General features: G+C 63.6%; 18 protein-coding genes. 12 read left to right on the plus strand and 6 right to left on the minus strand.

The genetic code is table 11. The features are described from left to right. Positions 1 to 63 precede the first annotated feature (63 nt). From CEW87_RS21780 to CEW87_RS21790, 3 genes are all read left to right on the plus strand, one after another. Positions 64 to 759 (plus strand): class I SAM-dependent methyltransferase, encoded by a 696-nt coding sequence (locus CEW87_RS21780; protein ID WP_108976655.1) that lies wholly within the window; start codon positions 64 to 66, stop codon positions 757 to 759. Further along, positions 756 to 1,436, plus strand: a complete 681-nt coding sequence (locus tag CEW87_RS21785) for a lipopolysaccharide kinase InaA family protein (protein ID WP_108976657.1) — start codon at positions 756 to 758, stop codon at positions 1,434 to 1,436. Before CEW87_RS21780 ends, CEW87_RS21785 begins: the two co-directional genes overlap by 4 nt. Before the next feature lie 84 nt (positions 1,437 to 1,520). Then, entirely contained in the window at positions 1,521 to 2,168 is a 648-nt protein-coding gene (locus CEW87_RS21790) for a class I SAM-dependent methyltransferase (protein ID WP_108976659.1), read from the plus strand. A 44-nt stretch (positions 2,169 to 2,212) separates the two neighbouring features. Here CEW87_RS21790 and CEW87_RS21795 read toward each other — a convergent pair whose 3' ends face one another. Genes CEW87_RS21795 through CEW87_RS21805 form a run of 3 tightly spaced genes read right to left on the minus strand, consistent with a single transcriptional unit; the run spans position 2,213 to position 4,601 of the window. Further along, positions 2,213 to 3,580, minus strand: a complete 1,368-nt coding sequence (locus tag CEW87_RS21795; RefSeq protein WP_108976661.1) for a sensor histidine kinase — start codon at positions 3,578 to 3,580, stop codon at positions 2,213 to 2,215. Further along, a complete protein-coding gene (locus CEW87_RS21800) occupies positions 3,577 to 4,239 on the minus strand; it encodes a response regulator transcription factor (protein ID WP_108976663.1) in 663 nt (220 codons plus the stop codon). The genes CEW87_RS21795 and CEW87_RS21800 overlap by 4 nt, the downstream gene beginning before the upstream one ends. Continuing rightward, the gene (locus CEW87_RS21805; RefSeq protein WP_108976665.1) at positions 4,239 to 4,601 is read right to left on the minus strand and encodes a PepSY domain-containing protein; all 363 of its coding nucleotides are present in this window, start codon (positions 4,599 to 4,601) and stop codon (positions 4,239 to 4,241) included. The genes CEW87_RS21800 and CEW87_RS21805 overlap by 1 nt, the downstream gene beginning before the upstream one ends. A 186-nt stretch (positions 4,602 to 4,787) precedes the next feature. On the opposite strand from CEW87_RS21805, the gene CEW87_RS21810 reads away from it, so the two are divergent. From CEW87_RS21810 to CEW87_RS21825, 4 genes are all read left to right on the plus strand, one after another. After that, a complete protein-coding gene (locus CEW87_RS21810) occupies positions 4,788 to 5,204 on the plus strand; it encodes a DUF1924 domain-containing protein (protein WP_108976667.1) in 417 nt (138 codons plus the stop codon). A 16-nt stretch (positions 5,205 to 5,220) separates the two neighbouring features. Next, a complete protein-coding gene (locus CEW87_RS21815; protein WP_108976669.1) occupies positions 5,221 to 5,715 on the plus strand; it encodes a diheme cytochrome c in 495 nt (164 codons plus the stop codon). A gap of 41 nt (positions 5,716 to 5,756) precedes the next feature. Continuing rightward, on the plus strand, positions 5,757 to 7,079 hold the full coding sequence (locus CEW87_RS21820) for a ferric reductase-like transmembrane domain-containing protein (RefSeq protein ID WP_108976671.1): 1,323 nt from the start codon (positions 5,757 to 5,759) through the stop codon (positions 7,077 to 7,079). A 293-nt stretch (positions 7,080 to 7,372) separates the two neighbouring features. After that, positions 7,373 to 8,908: a 2-isopropylmalate synthase gene (locus CEW87_RS21825; protein ID WP_108976673.1), complete on the plus strand. Its 1,536-nt coding sequence runs from the start codon at positions 7,373 to 7,375 to the stop codon at positions 8,906 to 8,908. A gap of 31 nt (positions 8,909 to 8,939) precedes the next feature. On the opposite strand, the gene CEW87_RS21830 is transcribed toward CEW87_RS21825, so the two are convergent. Both CEW87_RS21830 and wrbA read right to left on the minus strand, forming a co-directional pair. Further along, on the minus strand, positions 8,940 to 9,293 hold the full coding sequence (locus CEW87_RS21830; RefSeq protein ID WP_108976675.1) for a DUF2069 domain-containing protein: 354 nt from the start codon (positions 9,291 to 9,293) through the stop codon (positions 8,940 to 8,942). Then, positions 9,290 to 9,889, minus strand: coding sequence for an NAD(P)H:quinone oxidoreductase (gene wrbA / locus CEW87_RS21835; RefSeq protein ID WP_108976677.1), 600 nt, complete (start codon positions 9,887 to 9,889; stop codon positions 9,290 to 9,292). The genes CEW87_RS21830 and wrbA overlap by 4 nt, the downstream gene beginning before the upstream one ends. A gap of 70 nt (positions 9,890 to 9,959) precedes the next feature. On the opposite strand from wrbA, the gene CEW87_RS21840 reads away from it, so the two are divergent. Continuing rightward, positions 9,960 to 11,210: a YihY family inner membrane protein gene (locus CEW87_RS21840; RefSeq protein WP_108976679.1), complete on the plus strand. Its 1,251-nt coding sequence runs from the start codon at positions 9,960 to 9,962 to the stop codon at positions 11,208 to 11,210. On the opposite strand, the gene CEW87_RS21845 is transcribed toward CEW87_RS21840, so the two are convergent. Beyond that, positions 11,198 to 12,721 carry a hypothetical protein gene (locus CEW87_RS21845; protein WP_108976681.1) on the minus strand — a complete coding sequence of 508 codons (1,524 nt, stop codon included), beginning with the start codon at positions 12,719 to 12,721 and terminating at the stop codon, positions 11,198 to 11,200. The genes CEW87_RS21840 and CEW87_RS21845 overlap by 13 nt on opposite strands. Positions 12,722 to 12,919: 198 nt before the next feature. On the opposite strand from CEW87_RS21845, the gene rpsP reads away from it, so the two are divergent. The 4 genes from rpsP to rplS all read left to right on the plus strand — a co-directional run bounded on the left by rpsP (position 12,920) and on the right by rplS (position 14,967). Next, the gene (gene rpsP, locus CEW87_RS21850; protein ID WP_108949057.1) at positions 12,920 to 13,168 is read left to right on the plus strand and encodes a 30S ribosomal protein S16; all 249 of its coding nucleotides are present in this window, start codon (positions 12,920 to 12,922) and stop codon (positions 13,166 to 13,168) included. A 19-nt stretch (positions 13,169 to 13,187) separates the two neighbouring features. Beyond that, the gene (gene rimM / locus CEW87_RS21855) at positions 13,188 to 13,694 is read left to right on the plus strand and encodes a ribosome maturation factor RimM (RefSeq protein ID WP_108976683.1); all 507 of its coding nucleotides are present in this window, start codon (positions 13,188 to 13,190) and stop codon (positions 13,692 to 13,694) included. Between the two features lie 53 nt (positions 13,695 to 13,747). Further along, the gene (gene trmD / locus CEW87_RS21860) at positions 13,748 to 14,488 is read left to right on the plus strand and encodes a tRNA (guanosine(37)-N1)-methyltransferase TrmD (RefSeq protein WP_108977485.1); all 741 of its coding nucleotides are present in this window, start codon (positions 13,748 to 13,750) and stop codon (positions 14,486 to 14,488) included. Positions 14,489 to 14,574: 86 nt separating this feature from the next. Continuing rightward, on the plus strand, positions 14,575 to 14,967 hold the full coding sequence (gene rplS, locus CEW87_RS21865; protein ID WP_108949059.1) for a 50S ribosomal protein L19: 393 nt from the start codon (positions 14,575 to 14,577) through the stop codon (positions 14,965 to 14,967). The last annotated feature ends 8 nt before the right edge of the window (positions 14,968 to 14,975 follow it).

Here is a 14,975-nt window from a genome sequence, read left to right on the forward strand (position 1 = left end):
ACGACGGCGGGGTCACAGCCGCGCCGCCAGACTCCGCATTTTGAATCACTGCGGAGCCCGCCCGTGCATACGTCAAACCAGTCACCGACCCAGTTGCCCTTCTCGGAAAAGTACGACCTCCGCCACGCAGCGGCCTACTTCGAGAAGCATCAGGACGGCCTTGCACGCCGCCTTTCGCACAATCGTGACATCCAGGTCGCCCGTCAGGCCCTGCACCTCGCAGGCGATCCGACCCTGGTGCTGGATCTGCCCTGCGGTGCCGGACGATTCTGGCCACTGCTGGCGGAACAGCCAAACCGGGTGATTCTTGCCGCAGACAACTCGCCGGACATGCTCACTATCGCAACTCAGTCTCAGGCACCGGAGATCGTCAAGCGGGTAAAGACTTTCCAGACCTCGGCATTCGACATCGATCTCCCGGATCGCGCTGTGGACAGCATCTTCTGCATGCGCCTGATGCACCACATCGGCGAAGCCGAGCACCGTCTGGAGATGCTGAGAGAGTTCCATCGTGTCACCCGCGACACCGTCATTCTGTCCCTGTGGGTGGACGGCAACTACAAGGCATGGAAGCGCGCACGGCTCGAGCACAAGCGCGATCGCAGGGAAGAGCGCGGCCCCCAGAACCGTTTCGTGATCCCGGCAAAACAGATCGAAAGCGAGTTTCGCAGTAACGGTTTCGAGATTCTTGGCCACTACGACTTTCTGCCGCTGTATGCTATGTGGCGGACCTATGTACTGCGCAGGATCGATAGATGAACAGACTCGCACCCTCACTGTCTGCCACAACCGGAAAGCAGGACGACTTCGAGCACTGGTGGACACTGCCGGGCGAATGGGTGGAAACACCCAATGAAAGGCGTGACGGCTGGAGCGGCGTGATTCGCGCCCTCACCGATCACACCCTGTGTTACGTCAAGCGCCAGCGCAACCACCTGTGCCGCACGCTGAGCCACCCGCTGGGCTGGCCGACGGCGAGCAGGGAAGCGCACTTTCTCGACGCGGTGCGCAACCTCGGCTTGAGAGTGCCGGAAACGGTTTACCACGGGGTGCGCAAGTATTCACGCGGAACCGAAGCCGTTCTCGCCACCCGTGCGCTTGATGGTTTTACCGCGCTGTCCGAGCACACAGGATTGAGCGAAGCGCAACGCGAGACGCTGGCAACCGAGCTCGGCCGCGTGCTCGGCGTGCTTCATCGCGCGCGCCTTCAGCACGGCTGCCTCTATGACAAGCACGTCATGGTCCGCTGGCAGGGCGAGCAACCCGACGTGGCCCTGCTCGACCTGGAGAAAATGCGCCGCCGCTTCAGTGCGGATGCCGCGGCAAAGCGCGACCTTGACCAGTTGCAACGCCACCAGTCAATTCTGACCCCTGCTCAGTGGGAAATGATGCTTGCGTCGCATCGGCAGGCCCTGGTCGAAAACACCGGCATTTGAGCTTTTCTTCACAGCGGCGACACACTTCGCTGACGATCGCCAGCTCAGACTCCCTGACACCTTCACCACTCAGGGAACAGCACCATGCACAGCCTCACCGCCGGTTACCGCGGACGCTTCAAGTACGACAGCCGCACCGCGACTGCTTACCAGCAGGTGGATCCGGACAAGCATCAGGCTGAAATGCGCCTGGTGGACAAGGCCCTGTCGATGGTGCCGCCCGCCCACCGCGTGCTGGATCTGCCTTGCGGTGGCGGCCGCCTGAGCCTTCATGTGAGCCAGCGTGGCTACCAGGTCACCGCGGCGGACCTGTCGGATGCCATGATCGCCATCGCGGGCAGCACGCTGCACGCACACGGCCTGACGCAAGATGTCGACAAGCAGGACATCGAGCACACCACCTACGCCGACCGGGCCTTCGACACGGTGTTCTCCTTCCGCCTCTTCCATCACTTCCCCAACGCCGACATTCGCCAGCGTGCGGTCAGCGAGCTGTGCCGGATTTCGGGCAGGTATGTGGCGATGTCCTATTTCAGCCCGTACTCAGTTACTTCAATCAAGCGCCGGATCCGCGTGCTTCGTGGCGGACGCGCCTCGGAGAAACATGCGACCTCGCTGCGTGAGGTAGAAACCTACTTTGCACGCGCAGGCTTCCGTCTGGTAAAGGACTTCGCCCGCAGCCCCTTCATTCACACCCTGCATCTCGCGCTGTTCGAGCGTATCGAAGCCTGAACCGCTTGCGCCCCGTGCGGAAATCGCGACCCGGGGCGCAATACTCATCCGGCTGGCAGGCTCAGGACCGCGCGCAGCCCGCCACCGGGCGATGCTTCGAGCACAACGGCCCCACCGTACAGCCGGGCGAGATCATCCACGATACCCAGGCCGAGACCGGATCCCGGCACCAGTTCGTCGGTGCGCACCCCACGCTCGAATACGGCCTGCCTCGCCTCCGGCGCCAGGCCGGGACCATCGTCATCGATACTCACGACAAGCCCCTGCCCGATTACCGACACCTTGACGTCAACCCGTGAAGCGGCCCACTTGCAGGCGTTATCGAGCAGGTTGCCGAGCATTTCCTGCAGATCCTGCTCCTCTCCGCGGAACACCGCGTCGCCCGCCGCACCGCGCCACTCGACCGACAGCGCCTGATCCGGATGCAGGCGCCGCATGACCCTGAGCAGCGCCTCGAGCGCCGGTCGCAAGGGGGTGCGCACCCCTGGCACTTGCACCGCCGCAGCGGCGCGCGCGCGGGCGAGGTGGTAATCCACCTGACGACGTGCGGCACCGACCTGTTCAGCGACGAGGCGTGCAAGGGCGCTGTCCTCCGCTGCGGCCGCATTGGCAAGGATGGCCAGCGGGGTCTTGACCGCATGCGCCAGGTTTCCCGCCTGGGTGCGCGCCCGCATGACGACCTCGGCGTCGCGCCCCAGCACCGCATTGAATTCGTCGACCAGCGGATGGACCTCATCCGGAAAGCGCCCCTCCAGCGCGCGGGCACGACCGTCCCGCACGTCGGCGAGAGCGCTGCGCAAACGGCGCAACGGAGCCAGGCCTGCCCACACCTGAATGAAGACCGCGGCGGCCAGGCCGGCGGCAAGAATGCACAAAGCCAGCACGAGCAAGCCGACGAATTCGCGCACGGGGCCTTCCATCGTCTGCTCATCCACCGCCACGATGAGGCGCAAGGGCAGATCCGGGTGATCGGCCGGCCTGACCACGCGCTCCATCATGACCAGCATGGCGCCACCCGGACCGCCGATAAGGTGTCTGTGCAGTTGCCCGTCATCAAGGTGGTCAGCCGGCACGGTCAGCACCGTGTCCCACAGCGAGCGCGAGCGCAGCAGTCCGACACCGTTAGCGCCTTCGCCATCGACCTGCCAGTAGAGTCCCGAGTACGGCTTCTGCAGGCGCGGATCGCTCAACGCAGACAGGAGTTTGGGACGCAGCTCATCCCCAACCTCCACATTGGCCGTGAGCTGGTCGAGCTGTACCCGCAACTCTGCATGCACACGGGCGGCGACATGCTCCCGGAAAAGGTCGGCGAGAAAGAAACCCGACAGCGTAAGCGCTGCGAGAATCCATACGAGACTGCCGGCAAGGAGCCGAAACCGGAGCGAGCCGACACGCGACAGCACCGATCTCATTCTGGCGTCACGAGCCGATAGCCCAGTCCGCGAACCGTCTCGATCAGGCCCGCCGGCAACTTCTTCCGCAGCCGCCCGATGAACACTTCGATGGTGTTGGAGTCGCGGTCGTAGTCCTGCGCATAGATGTGTTCGTTCAGGTCGGTGCGCGACACGACCTCGCCCTGGTGATGCATCAGATAGGCAAGCACCCTGAACTCGTGGCTCGTCAGACTCACCGGCTGACCATTCAGACTGACCCTGCCAGCACGCGTGTCGAGTACGATCGGACCGCACACAAGGCTTGCACTCGCATGCCCGCCCGCGCGCCGAATCAGCGCCCGCACCCGGGCGAGCAGCTCTTCCATGTGAAATGGTTTGGTCAGGTAATCGTCAGCACCCGCATCGATGCCTGCCACCTTCTCGTGCCAGCCGTCACGTGCGGTCAGGATCAGCACCGGCACGGTCATCTTGTCAGCGCGCCATTTTCCCAGCACCGTGAGCCCGTCCATACGCGGCAAGCCGAGATCGAGCACGACCGCATCGAAGGTTTCCACGGCCCCCAGATAGTGCCCATCCTCACCGTTGTCAGCGGTGACAACCGCATAGCCCGCCGCATCGAGCGCCTGCTTCAGCTGCCGGGCGAGCGTCGGCTCGTCTTCCACCACAAGAATACGCATCAGCGTCGTCCTTCCATACGTCGCTCGTCGTCGGTCCTGCGACCGGTCACAGACAGCACGCGACCGTCTCTCGCATCGACGAGCAACTTGGCCATGCTGCCGTCGGCACGCAGAAGCTTCAGCTCGTACAGCCAGCGTCCGTCGTCCCGCTCAAGCTCGATCTCGATGATCTGGCCGGGATGCGACTGTTCCACACTGTCGATGATGTCGCGCAGCGGCATCACCTCTCCGGCCTCCAGCGCGCGCCGCGCGCGGTCGTGGTCATGCGCGTCGGAAGCCAGCGCAGGCGCGCCGCCGGAAGCCGGCAAAAGTGCACCGGCTACGAGCAGGATGGCGACAAGGCGTGCAGCAAAGGATCTCATTGCGAAGGTCTCCTTTCAGGGCAAGGCTCGAATGATACCGACCGAGCAGGCGACTGCCCGGAGGGAAGCTCGCTCACTTATAGCCGCGACCGCCTGAACCCTCCATGAACGGGGGCTTCAGCATGCGTTCAGCCAGCCAAGCCCACCATGACGCCATCTTCCTTGTCACGCTCATCGGGAGCAAACATGTCAGGCCATCGTTTCATCTCTGCCCTTCTTCTTGCACTCGCCCTTCCCGCACTTGCCGTGGCAGGCCCGCGCGATGAACTTCTCAGCCGCTACAAGGCCGAGGCGCGCACTGCCGATGCCAGTTTCAGCGGGTTTTCCGCTGCGCGTGGCGAGGCGCTCTATCGCGACCGCCATGCCGGCGGCAAACCGGACACCCCTGCGTGCACATCGTGCCATGCCAAGGACCCACGCACGCCCGGCCAGACCCCGACCGGAAAGGCCATCGACCCTGTCGCGTTATCGGCCAGTCCGGATCGGTATACCGACCCGGCAAAGGTGGAGAAATGGTTCAGGCGCAATTGCAACGAAGTCCTCGGCCGCCAATGCACCCCGCTCGAAAAGGGTGACTGGCTCACCTGGATGATCAGCCAATAATCTGCAGGAGACCACCATGAACGTCCCCGTCCGCCCCCTCGTATCCGCCTCACTCATTCTTGCCGTCAGCGCTTTCGTCCTCGCGGGTGCGGTTGCCGACGGCGGGCATTACTTCCCGCCGGTCGCAGACAAGACCACTGCGGACGAATGCGGCAGCTGCCATCTCGCTTTCCCGCCCTCCATGCTGCCTGCAGCATCGTGGCGCAAGATGATGGGACAACTCGACCAGCATTTCGGCGACGATGCAAGCATCGACGCCGCAAGCGTCGACATCATCACCCGCTATCTGACCTCCAACGCGGGCGACAGCAGCGGGCTGCGCTTCAGCGGCAAACTGCTGCGCGACCTCCCCCCCGGCGCTGCCCCGCTGCGCATCACCGATCTCCCACGCTGGAAGCGCGAGCACCGCAAGATCCGCGCGGCCGAGTGGGCCGACCCGAAGGTGAAATCGAAAGCCAACTGCGCCGCCTGCCACGAGGGCGCTACCCAAGGCTACTTTGATGACGACTGATCGCCTCCGGTCGTGACGTTTCATTCTCCAGGACAATACCCATGAAACGCGTTCTGCTCCCCTTCCTCTGCGCCGTCACACTCGCCTGGTTTGGCGCCTTGCTCGTCGAAACGGCGCCAGCCGGTACCGCGCTGCCCTGGGCGTTCCGGCAGCAGGCGCTTTATCTCACGGGCCTGTGGTCCTTCACGCTGATGTCGCTGATCATGGTGCTGGCAACACGGCCCACCTGGCTTGAAGCGCCACTGGGCGGCATGGACCGCATCTATCGCATCCATAAATGGGCAGGCATCCTCGCCGTGCTCTTCGCCGCCGCGCACTGGCTGATCGAGATGGCGGACGACGTGATCAAGGCCCTCTTCGGCCGCGAAGGCCGCATACCAGGGAACCACGACGGCGGCTTTGTCGCCTTGATGCAGGATGTCGGCGAGGATCTTGGCGAATGGGCAATCTATGCCTTGCTGGCCATGCTGCTCATCACCCTGTGGCGCAAATTCCCCTACCATCTCTGGCGCTATCTGCATCATGTGATGCCTGTGCTCTACCTGATGCTGGCAATCCATGTCGCCTTTCTTGCACCCACGGTGTGGTGGTCGCAACCGGTCGGGTGGATGCTCGCAGTGCTCATCACGGTGGGCGTTGCGGCAAGCGTGGTGTCGCTGACAGGGCGCATCGGCAGACGCCGCCGCGTCGCCGGTACGATCGAGTCGGTGCATGCCACGGCCGATGGCATCTGCGAACTCGACTGTCTGCTGGACCCGCAATGGAAAGGTCATCGCGCCGGACAGTTTGCATTCGTGACCTTCGATGCCATCGAAGGCGCCCACCCCTTCACCATCGCCAGCGCCGACCGTGGCGATCATCATGTCCATTTCAAGATCAAGGCGCTGGGCGACTACACCCGTGGTCTGGAGCGAAAGCTGCGAGCCGGACAGCCGGTTCAGGTCGAAGGCCCTTACGGCCGCTTCGACTTCCGCCGCGCGTCACGCAAGGCAGCGCAGATCTGGATTGCCGGTGGCATTGGCGTCACGCCTTTCATCGCCTGGCTCGAATCGCTGCAGGACGCGCCCGGCAGTGCGCCCGAGGTCGATCTCTACTACAGCACCCGGTGCCGCGACGACGATCCCTTCGTCAGCCGCCTGGAATCGCTGTGCGCGGGCCTCGCGTCGGTCAGGCTGCATGTCGTCAGCACCGACCGCGACCCGGTGCTGAACGCCGAGTTGCTGCAGCGGCAGCACGGCTCGGCAAAGCGCACCGAGCTCTGGTTCTGCGGTCCGCGCGCATTCGGAGAAGCTCTGCGCACGGGCGTCATCCGCCTCGGGATGCGAGGCGTACGCTTTCACCAGGAAGCATTCGAGATGCGGTAACGACGCCGAAACCGCATGGGCGAGCGTGATCGAAGGCGATGATCGCGGCCGTCCATGCGTTGCGACTTGCCATGACGCAAATCGCTGCCTTATAGTGCGGCACATGAAACCCGAACGCGACCGCCCCTCTCCGTCGCTTCGCCTCCTGCCGGCGGGTGTGCTGCTGCACGCCCGACTGCTGCGCCCCGCGCGCTGAATACATTCCCCCCTCCCTTCGTGCCACACCCCACTGCCCGCGCACCCATGCAGGCAGTCGAGCCGTATACGCAATCAGACCTTAGCCGGAGCCGACCATGAAAGACGCCTTGATCATTTTCGATACCACCTTGCGCGATGGCGAACAAAGCCCGGGCGCTTCGATGACCCGTGACGAAAAGCTGCGCATTGCCCGCCAACTCGAGCGCATGCGTGTTGACGTGATCGAGGCCGGCTTTGCGGCGGCCTCGAACGGTGACTTCGAAGCCGTTCGAACCATTGCCGAGGCGATCAAGGAATCCACCGTGTGCTCGCTCGCACGCGCCAACGAGAACGATATCCGGCGCTCTGGCGAAGCCATCCGCCCCGCCGCCCGCGGCCGCATCCACACCTTCATCGCGACCAGCCCGATCCACATGGAGAAGAAGCTGCGCATGACGCCGGATCAGGTGGTGGAGCAGGCAGTGAAGGCCATCGGCTGGGCCCGCGAATACACCGACGACGTCGAGTTCTCCGCTGAAGATGCCGGCCGCTCGGAAATCGATTTCCTGGTGCGGATTTTCGACGAGGTGATCAAGGCCGGCGCGAAGACCATCAACGTACCCGACACCGTCGGCTACAACGTCCCGGAACAATATGCCGCCACCATCCGCACGCTGATCGAGCGCGTGCCGAACTCGGACAAGGTGATCTGGTCGGTGCACTGCCACAACGACCTCGGCCTTGCGGTCTCCAACTCGCTGGCTGCAGTCATGGCCGGTGCGCGTCAGGTGGAATGCACCATCAACGGCCTCGGCGAGCGTGCAGGCAACGCCTCGCTCGAAGAGATCGTCATGGCCGTGCGCACCCGGGCCGACGTGTTTCCGGTCGAGTCCCGCATCGACACCACCCAGATCGTGCCTGCGTCGCGCCTGGTGTCGCAGATCACCGGCTACCCGGTGCAGCCGAACAAGGCCATCGTCGGCGCAAACGCCTTCGCGCACGAATCCGGCATTCACCAGGACGGCGTGCTCAAGCATCGCGAAACCTACGAGATCATGCGTGCCGAGGATGTGGGCTGGGGCGCAAACAAGCTCGTGCTCGGCAAGCACTCTGGGCGCAACGCCTTCCGCGCACGCCTGCTGGAACTCGGCATCGAGATCGGTTCCGAAGAACAGCTCAACCTCGCCTTTGCCCGCTTCAAGGAACTGGCGGACAAGAAGCATGAAATCTTCGACCAGGACCTGCACGCACTCGCCAGCGACGAAGCAATCACCCCCGAGTTCGAGCACTACCGTCTGGTATCCACCCGCTTCCACTCCGAGACGGGCGAGACGCCGCTGGCCGAGATCACTCTGACCGCGGGTGGCCGTGAAACCCACAGCAAGTCGAGCGGCTCGGGCCCGGTCGACGCCGCCTTCAAGGCCATCGAATCAGTCGCAGCCAGCGGCACCGAACTGCTGCTGTACTCGGTGAACGCCATCACCACCGGCACCGATGCCCAGGGCGAAGTGACCGTGCGTCTCGCGCGCGACGGGCGCATCGTCAATGGACAGGGCTCAGACACCGACATCATCGTCGCCTCGGCGAAAGCCTATCTGAACGCGCTGAACAAACTGCACGCCGGCAGCGAGAAGCTCAATCCGCAGGTGTAAGCCAGGCCCGCGCCAGCTGCAGGTTCAGTCTTCAGTCCTGCGGTTGGCGCGACGGCGCCGTATTGCGTGCGTAGAACATGGTGCTGAGGAACAGCACGATGGACAGCGCCACCTCGATATAGGCCAGCGTGCCGCTGAGCCCGGCATCGTTCGTGCGCAGCACGCCCTCGGTGAGGTAGAGCAACACCAGCATCGACATCCACTGGTAGGTATAACGCTTGCCACGCAGGATGCCGAATACGGCAAGCATCAGCGGCAGGACCTTGAGCATCATCCACGAACCGCCCGGACGCAGGGGCGCGAGCCACACCTCCCACAGCACGCACAGCGCGATCAGCGACAGGAGCGTGACGCTCGATATCAACGACAGTAGACGTGGGCTCATCGCGCACCTCCCAGCTTCAATGCAATCTCCGCAAGGCGACGCCCCTGAGCCTGCGCCAGCACGATTTCCTCTTCACTCAGCTGCGAAAACCCGTCCGCACCGGCGACATGGGTGACCCCGTAGGGCGTACCACCGCTACGCGTCGCATTGAGCGCGGGTTCAGTGTAAGGCAGCCCCACCAGCACCATGCCGTGATGCATCAGCGGCAGCATCATGGACAGCAGCGTCGACTCCTGGCCGCCGTGCTGGCTCGCGCTCGATGAGAACACGCAGGCAGGCTTGCCTGCGAGCGTGCCATTGACCCATGCGCCCGCAAGGCCATCCACGAAATACTTTACCGGCGCCGCCATATTGCCGAAGCGGGTCGGACTGCCGAGTGCCAGCCCGATGCACTCTTCGAGATCGCGCGCCTCTACATAGGGCGGGCCGTCGGCCGGAATGTCCGCCTCTACCGCCTCACACACGGCCGACACCTTGGGCACCGTGCGCACACGCGCTGCAACGCCCGGAACCTGATGGATACCACGGACGATTTGCTCGGCCAGCGCGCGAACCGAGCCGCGGTGGCTGTAATACAGCACGAGGATTTCCTGCATGACGAACCGAAGTGGATAGAATGCGCGGATTATACCTGCCCTCCCTGCCGGCCCCGACCGCTCAATCCACATGTCGCTGCAGTCACTCCGCGATTTCGCCGAGCTCTTCTCGGCGCGCTTCAATGCGACCCGCTGCCCGCAGGTTGCAAGCAGCCTGGCTTTCACCACCCTGCTTGCCCTGGTGCCGCTGATCACGGTCACACTTTCGGTGTTCAGCAACCTGCCGGGCATGGATCAGCTGGGCATCTCGCTCAAGATCTTCCTGCTCGAGAACCTGCTTCCAGACCGCGCGGGCAAGATCATCACCACCTACGCGATCCAGTTTTCGCAGAAAGCGGCCCGCATGACCCTGATCGGCACCGGCCTGCTCGCGGTGACGGCGCTGATGCTGCTGGCCACGATCGAACGCGTGTTCAATCACATCTGGGGCGTGCGCAAACCCCGGCCGATGCTGCTGCGGATCACTGTCTACTGGTTCATGCTCACTCTCGGCCCTGTCATCCTGGGCGGCAGCGTCTTCGCCACCGGCTACCTGGTCAGCTCCTCAATGGAGTGGTCCGCCCATCTGCCCTGGATCAGCGAGCTTTCGGCACGCACACTGCCACCGCTGCTACTGGGGGCCCTGTTCAGTTTTCTCTACTACGCCGTACCCAATCACCCGATCCGCCCGCTGCACGCAATTACCGGTGGGCTTTCGGCTGCGGTCGTGTTCTTCCTGATGCAGCGGGCCTTCGGCATGTTCCTCGCCCAGTTCCCCACCTACACGCTGATCTACGGGACCTTCGCCGTGCTGCCGATCTTTCTGGTGTGGCTCTATCTGTCGTGGATCGTGATCCTGCTTGGCGCCCTGGTGACAGCCACCCTGCCCGCCTTTCTGGAGCGACGTCTGCACGCGCCATGCTTTCCCGGCAGCGACGCCTGGGCTGCGGTCAGCGTGCTGCTCGAACTCGCACGGGCCCAGCAGGCCGGCAGAACCACACCGTTCAGCCAACTCCGTGACCACACCGGGCTCTCCGAACCCGAGGCTGAAACGCTGCTGGGAAAACTTGGCGAAACCGGATGGACGACACGCGCCGAAAGTGGCGAATGGGTGCTGACCCAGGCGCCGGAGCGTATTCCGTTGAGCGAGGTCATTCGCCGCTTCGCTCTCGACGATGTCGCGTGGCAAGCCGCGTCGGAGGGGAGCATCTCGGCCCTTGCGCAGCGCCTCGGGCACAGCCTCCGGATGGAAGGAGAAACGATCGCCAGCCTGATCTCGGCACAGGAAACCGGCGCACCGGACCAAGTACCGCCCGGCCAGCGCACAGATCAGATCGGATAGGGATCGATTTCGTAGCGGAAGAGCTCGATGCTGGCCGTCTGCATATCCAGCCCGAGTACCCGCCCCTGTGCAACGTAAAGGTGCTCACCGTCGTTGACCAGCGCAAAACGTCGCGACACATAGGTCCCGGCCGGCGCCACCAGTGCCTGGTGCTGCCTGACGGCCGCCAGGGGGGGCAGCATCAGCGCGGGTGTCATCTTGCGCACATCGCTGCCACGAAAGCCCACCTGGACCGCGCTGAAGCCCTGGGAGACCACCTGCAGACCGAGCTCGACCTGATCCGGGTTGTCGCTGCGAATCCAGCGCACCACGCAGACTGACCAGCCCAGAGAGGACTCACGACGCAGCGCCAGCAGCATGCCTGCCGACAGCGCGGAATCAACGCCCCCCACGCACAGGATGGCATACCCCCCGGGGCTCTCGTTGAAGACCATCCACTCCGCCACCTCGGTGCCGGTGCCACGACCGATATCCCAGATCGCCTTCAGACCGGCACAGACCTGCACCGAGTACTGATGCTTGCGCCGAGGCTGCGCCCGCTGCGGCGGTGCGGCCCAGCGGTCGCGCAGACGACGCAGCAGCGAAAGCACCTCGACCGGCGTCAGCCCTTCGGGGAGACCGGACGTTTCCGGATCGAGCAACTCGCCGTCGCGCTCAAGCCCGACGACCTCGGCCTCAAGAACCCGCTCCTCCAGCCACGTGATCTGCTCACTGATACGCCGGCAAATCCCTTGCGGACTGAAATAGATGATGTCGCGCCCTGCCTGCGGCTTGTGCCGCGACACCGGAATTGGCGGATTGTCCTGCGCCAGGTCGATCCAGTAGGACGTGGTTTCCGGCTGCAGCGGCTCGGTCGACAGGTCTGCGTCGCACGCTGCCGTATCGAGATAATCGAAGAGCCATTGCAATTCACGCGCAGTGAGGCTCTCGGGCTGGCTCACGGCAATGGTCATCACACGCCGGTACTGCACACACAGTGCAGCCACCCCCGCGTCAGCGCCTGCGCCACCCGCCAGCTGTTCGCGCATGCCGGCCGCAAGCCACAGAACATGTGCATGCTGCCACAAGCCAAACGGGACCACCGCACCAGCCATGCTGCCAAGAATGCAGGCCTCGCCGATGAGTTCGAGCGCCTGCGTACTCAGATCCACCAGTTCCTGCCTGCGTGCCCACAGCCAGCGCCGCTGCAACTCCGCCGCCAGCACGCGGTAGTGATCGGAAATGGCAATCAGACTATCGATCAGCGCCATTGCGGGACGATGAACATCCCGGCTCAGTGGCAGGCTTGCGGTCAGCAGGCGCGGCCGGAAACGTCCGCAGATGTCTTTTGCGCGTGTCCGCAGCAGCGCGAGCAATTCCTCGCGCTGCGCCACCGTGAGCGTACTGTCGCCCGCCACGGGTTCGTGATGACGCAGTGCGGCGAGGTCGGCAACCGGGTCGTCATCCGGCTCGCCGTTCAGCCAGGCCAGCGCGGCTTCATGGATTGCGGAGGGTTGATCGGGCTCTGACATCGACTGTCGCTATGGGTTATGTGGCCTACCATTCTATTCAACTTTGGAACAGTGCACCGCCCTGTACACAGAGGACGAGCACATCGCGCCCGCAACCGAATCCGGGAAAGCCTGAAAAACATACAAGCACCTTGCCGAATAACGCTATCTGCCCTACAATCGTGCGCTTTTCGTCTCTACCGATCTCAGGATACTCAGATGGTCGTCATTCGCCTTGCCCGTGGTGGCGCCAAAAAGCGCCCGTTCTACAACATCGTTGCTGCCGATTCGCGTAACCGTCGTGACGGTCGCTTTATCGAGCGCGTCGGTTTCTACAATCCGGTTGCCTCCGGCGCCGAAAACGCGCTGGTCATCAATACCGAGCGCCTGGCCTACTGGGAGCAAAACGGCGCCCAGCTTTCCCCGACGGTTGCCCGTCTGGTGAAGCAGTCCGCCAAGGCTGCCTGATTTTCAGGAAGCTTAAAGCATGATCGTACTGGGGCGCATTGTCGCCCCTTTCGGCGTTCAGGGCTGGCTCAAGATCCACCCTTTCGGTGATGATCCGCTTACGTGGCGGAACATGCCGAACTGGTGGGTTTCGAACGATCCCGACGCCCCTGCAGAAGCATGGTCGCAGCGCGAATTGCGCGGCTGCCGTGCCCATGGCAAGGGGCTGGTTGCGACGCTCGAAGGCGTACCCGACCGCAACGCTGCAGAAGCCATCGAAGGCTGGTACATCGGCGCGCCCCGCGAGGCCCTGCCGAAGCCTGCCGCCGATGAATACTACTGGGGCGACCTGGTCGGTCTGGAAGTGAGCAATGAAGCCGGCGAGGCCCTGGGCACCGTCAGCGGACTGATCTCTACCGGCGCACACGACGTGCTGCAGATTCAGGACGGAGACACCGAACGGCTCGTGCCCTTTGTTGCCGCCTATGTCCTTGATGTAGACCTGGCAGGCCGGACAATCCGGGTTGCCTGGGAAAAAGATTGGTGATTCAGGCATACGGCGATCCGCGCCGCTATGACGTGATCACCCTGTTCCCGGAAATGTTCGCAGCCCTCACCGGCAGCGGCATTACCCGTCGGGCACTGGACCGCGATCTCTACCGGATCGCCTTTCACAGCCCGCGCGATTTCGCCACCGACGCACATCGCACGGTGGACGACAGGCCTTATGGCGGCGGCCCGGGAATGGTCATGATGCCCTCTCCTCTGGAGCAGAGCATCGCACGGGCCCGGCAACAGCAGCGGGACGCGGTGGGCAGTGCCGGACCGGTGATCTATCTTTCACCGCAAGGCCGCACGCTGCAGCACGAACGGGTGATGGAACTGGCTCAGGCGCCAGGCCTGATCCTGCTGTGCGGGCGCTATGAAGGAGTCGATCAGCGTGTGATCGACCGTTGCGTGGATGAAGAAGTCTCGCTTGGCGACTTCGTCCTCTCGGGCGGCGAACTGCCTGCGATGGTGCTGCTCGATGCCATCGTGCGACAACTGCCCGGCGCACTGAACGATGCCGATTCGGCGGTGGAGGACTCCTTCGCCGATGGCTTGCTGGACTGTCCGCACTATACGCGGCCGGAAGTATATGAGAATGAACGGGTGCCGGACGTACTGTTGTCCGGCAACCATGCCTTGATCCGCCGCTGGCGCTTGAAGCAGTCACTCGGACGCACCTGGTTGCGTCGCCCGGAACTGCTCGCCGACAGGGTGATGAACAAGGAAGAATTGCGCCTGCTTGAGGAATTCAAGCGGGAGCAAGCTGAAGCGAAGGACGGCACCGCCGACTGACGCTTCGATGACAAACCGCATGCATCAGGTGGCGACCTGCTCTGCATGTCAGGCCAAAGGCCATTAGACGAGATGGAGTCAAACACATGAACCTGATTCAGCAACTCGAACAGGAAGAAGTCGCCCGCCTTTCCGAAGGCAAGACTTTCCCCTCATTTGCCCCGGGTGACACCGTGGTCGTGCAGGTAAAGGTCAAGGAAGGTACGCGCGAGCGCCTTCAGGCTTATGAAGGCGTCGTGATCGCAAAGCGTAACCGCGGCCTCAACTCTGCCTTCATCGTCCGCAAGATCTCCTCCGGCGAGGGTGTCGAGCGTACGTTCCAGACCTACTCCCCGCTGGTCGCCTCTATCGAGGTGAAGCGCCGCGGTGACGTACGTCGTGCCAAGCTGTACTACCTGCGCCAGCGCTCGGGCAAGTCGGCACGGATCAAGGAAAAGCTGGACTACAAGTCGGCGGCAGCAAAGAAGCAGCAAGGCTGATTACCAGT

Origin of the sequence: Parazoarcus communis, assembly GCF_003111665.1 — a bacterium.
GTDB lineage: Bacteria > Pseudomonadota > Gammaproteobacteria > Burkholderiales > Rhodocyclaceae > Parazoarcus > Parazoarcus communis_B.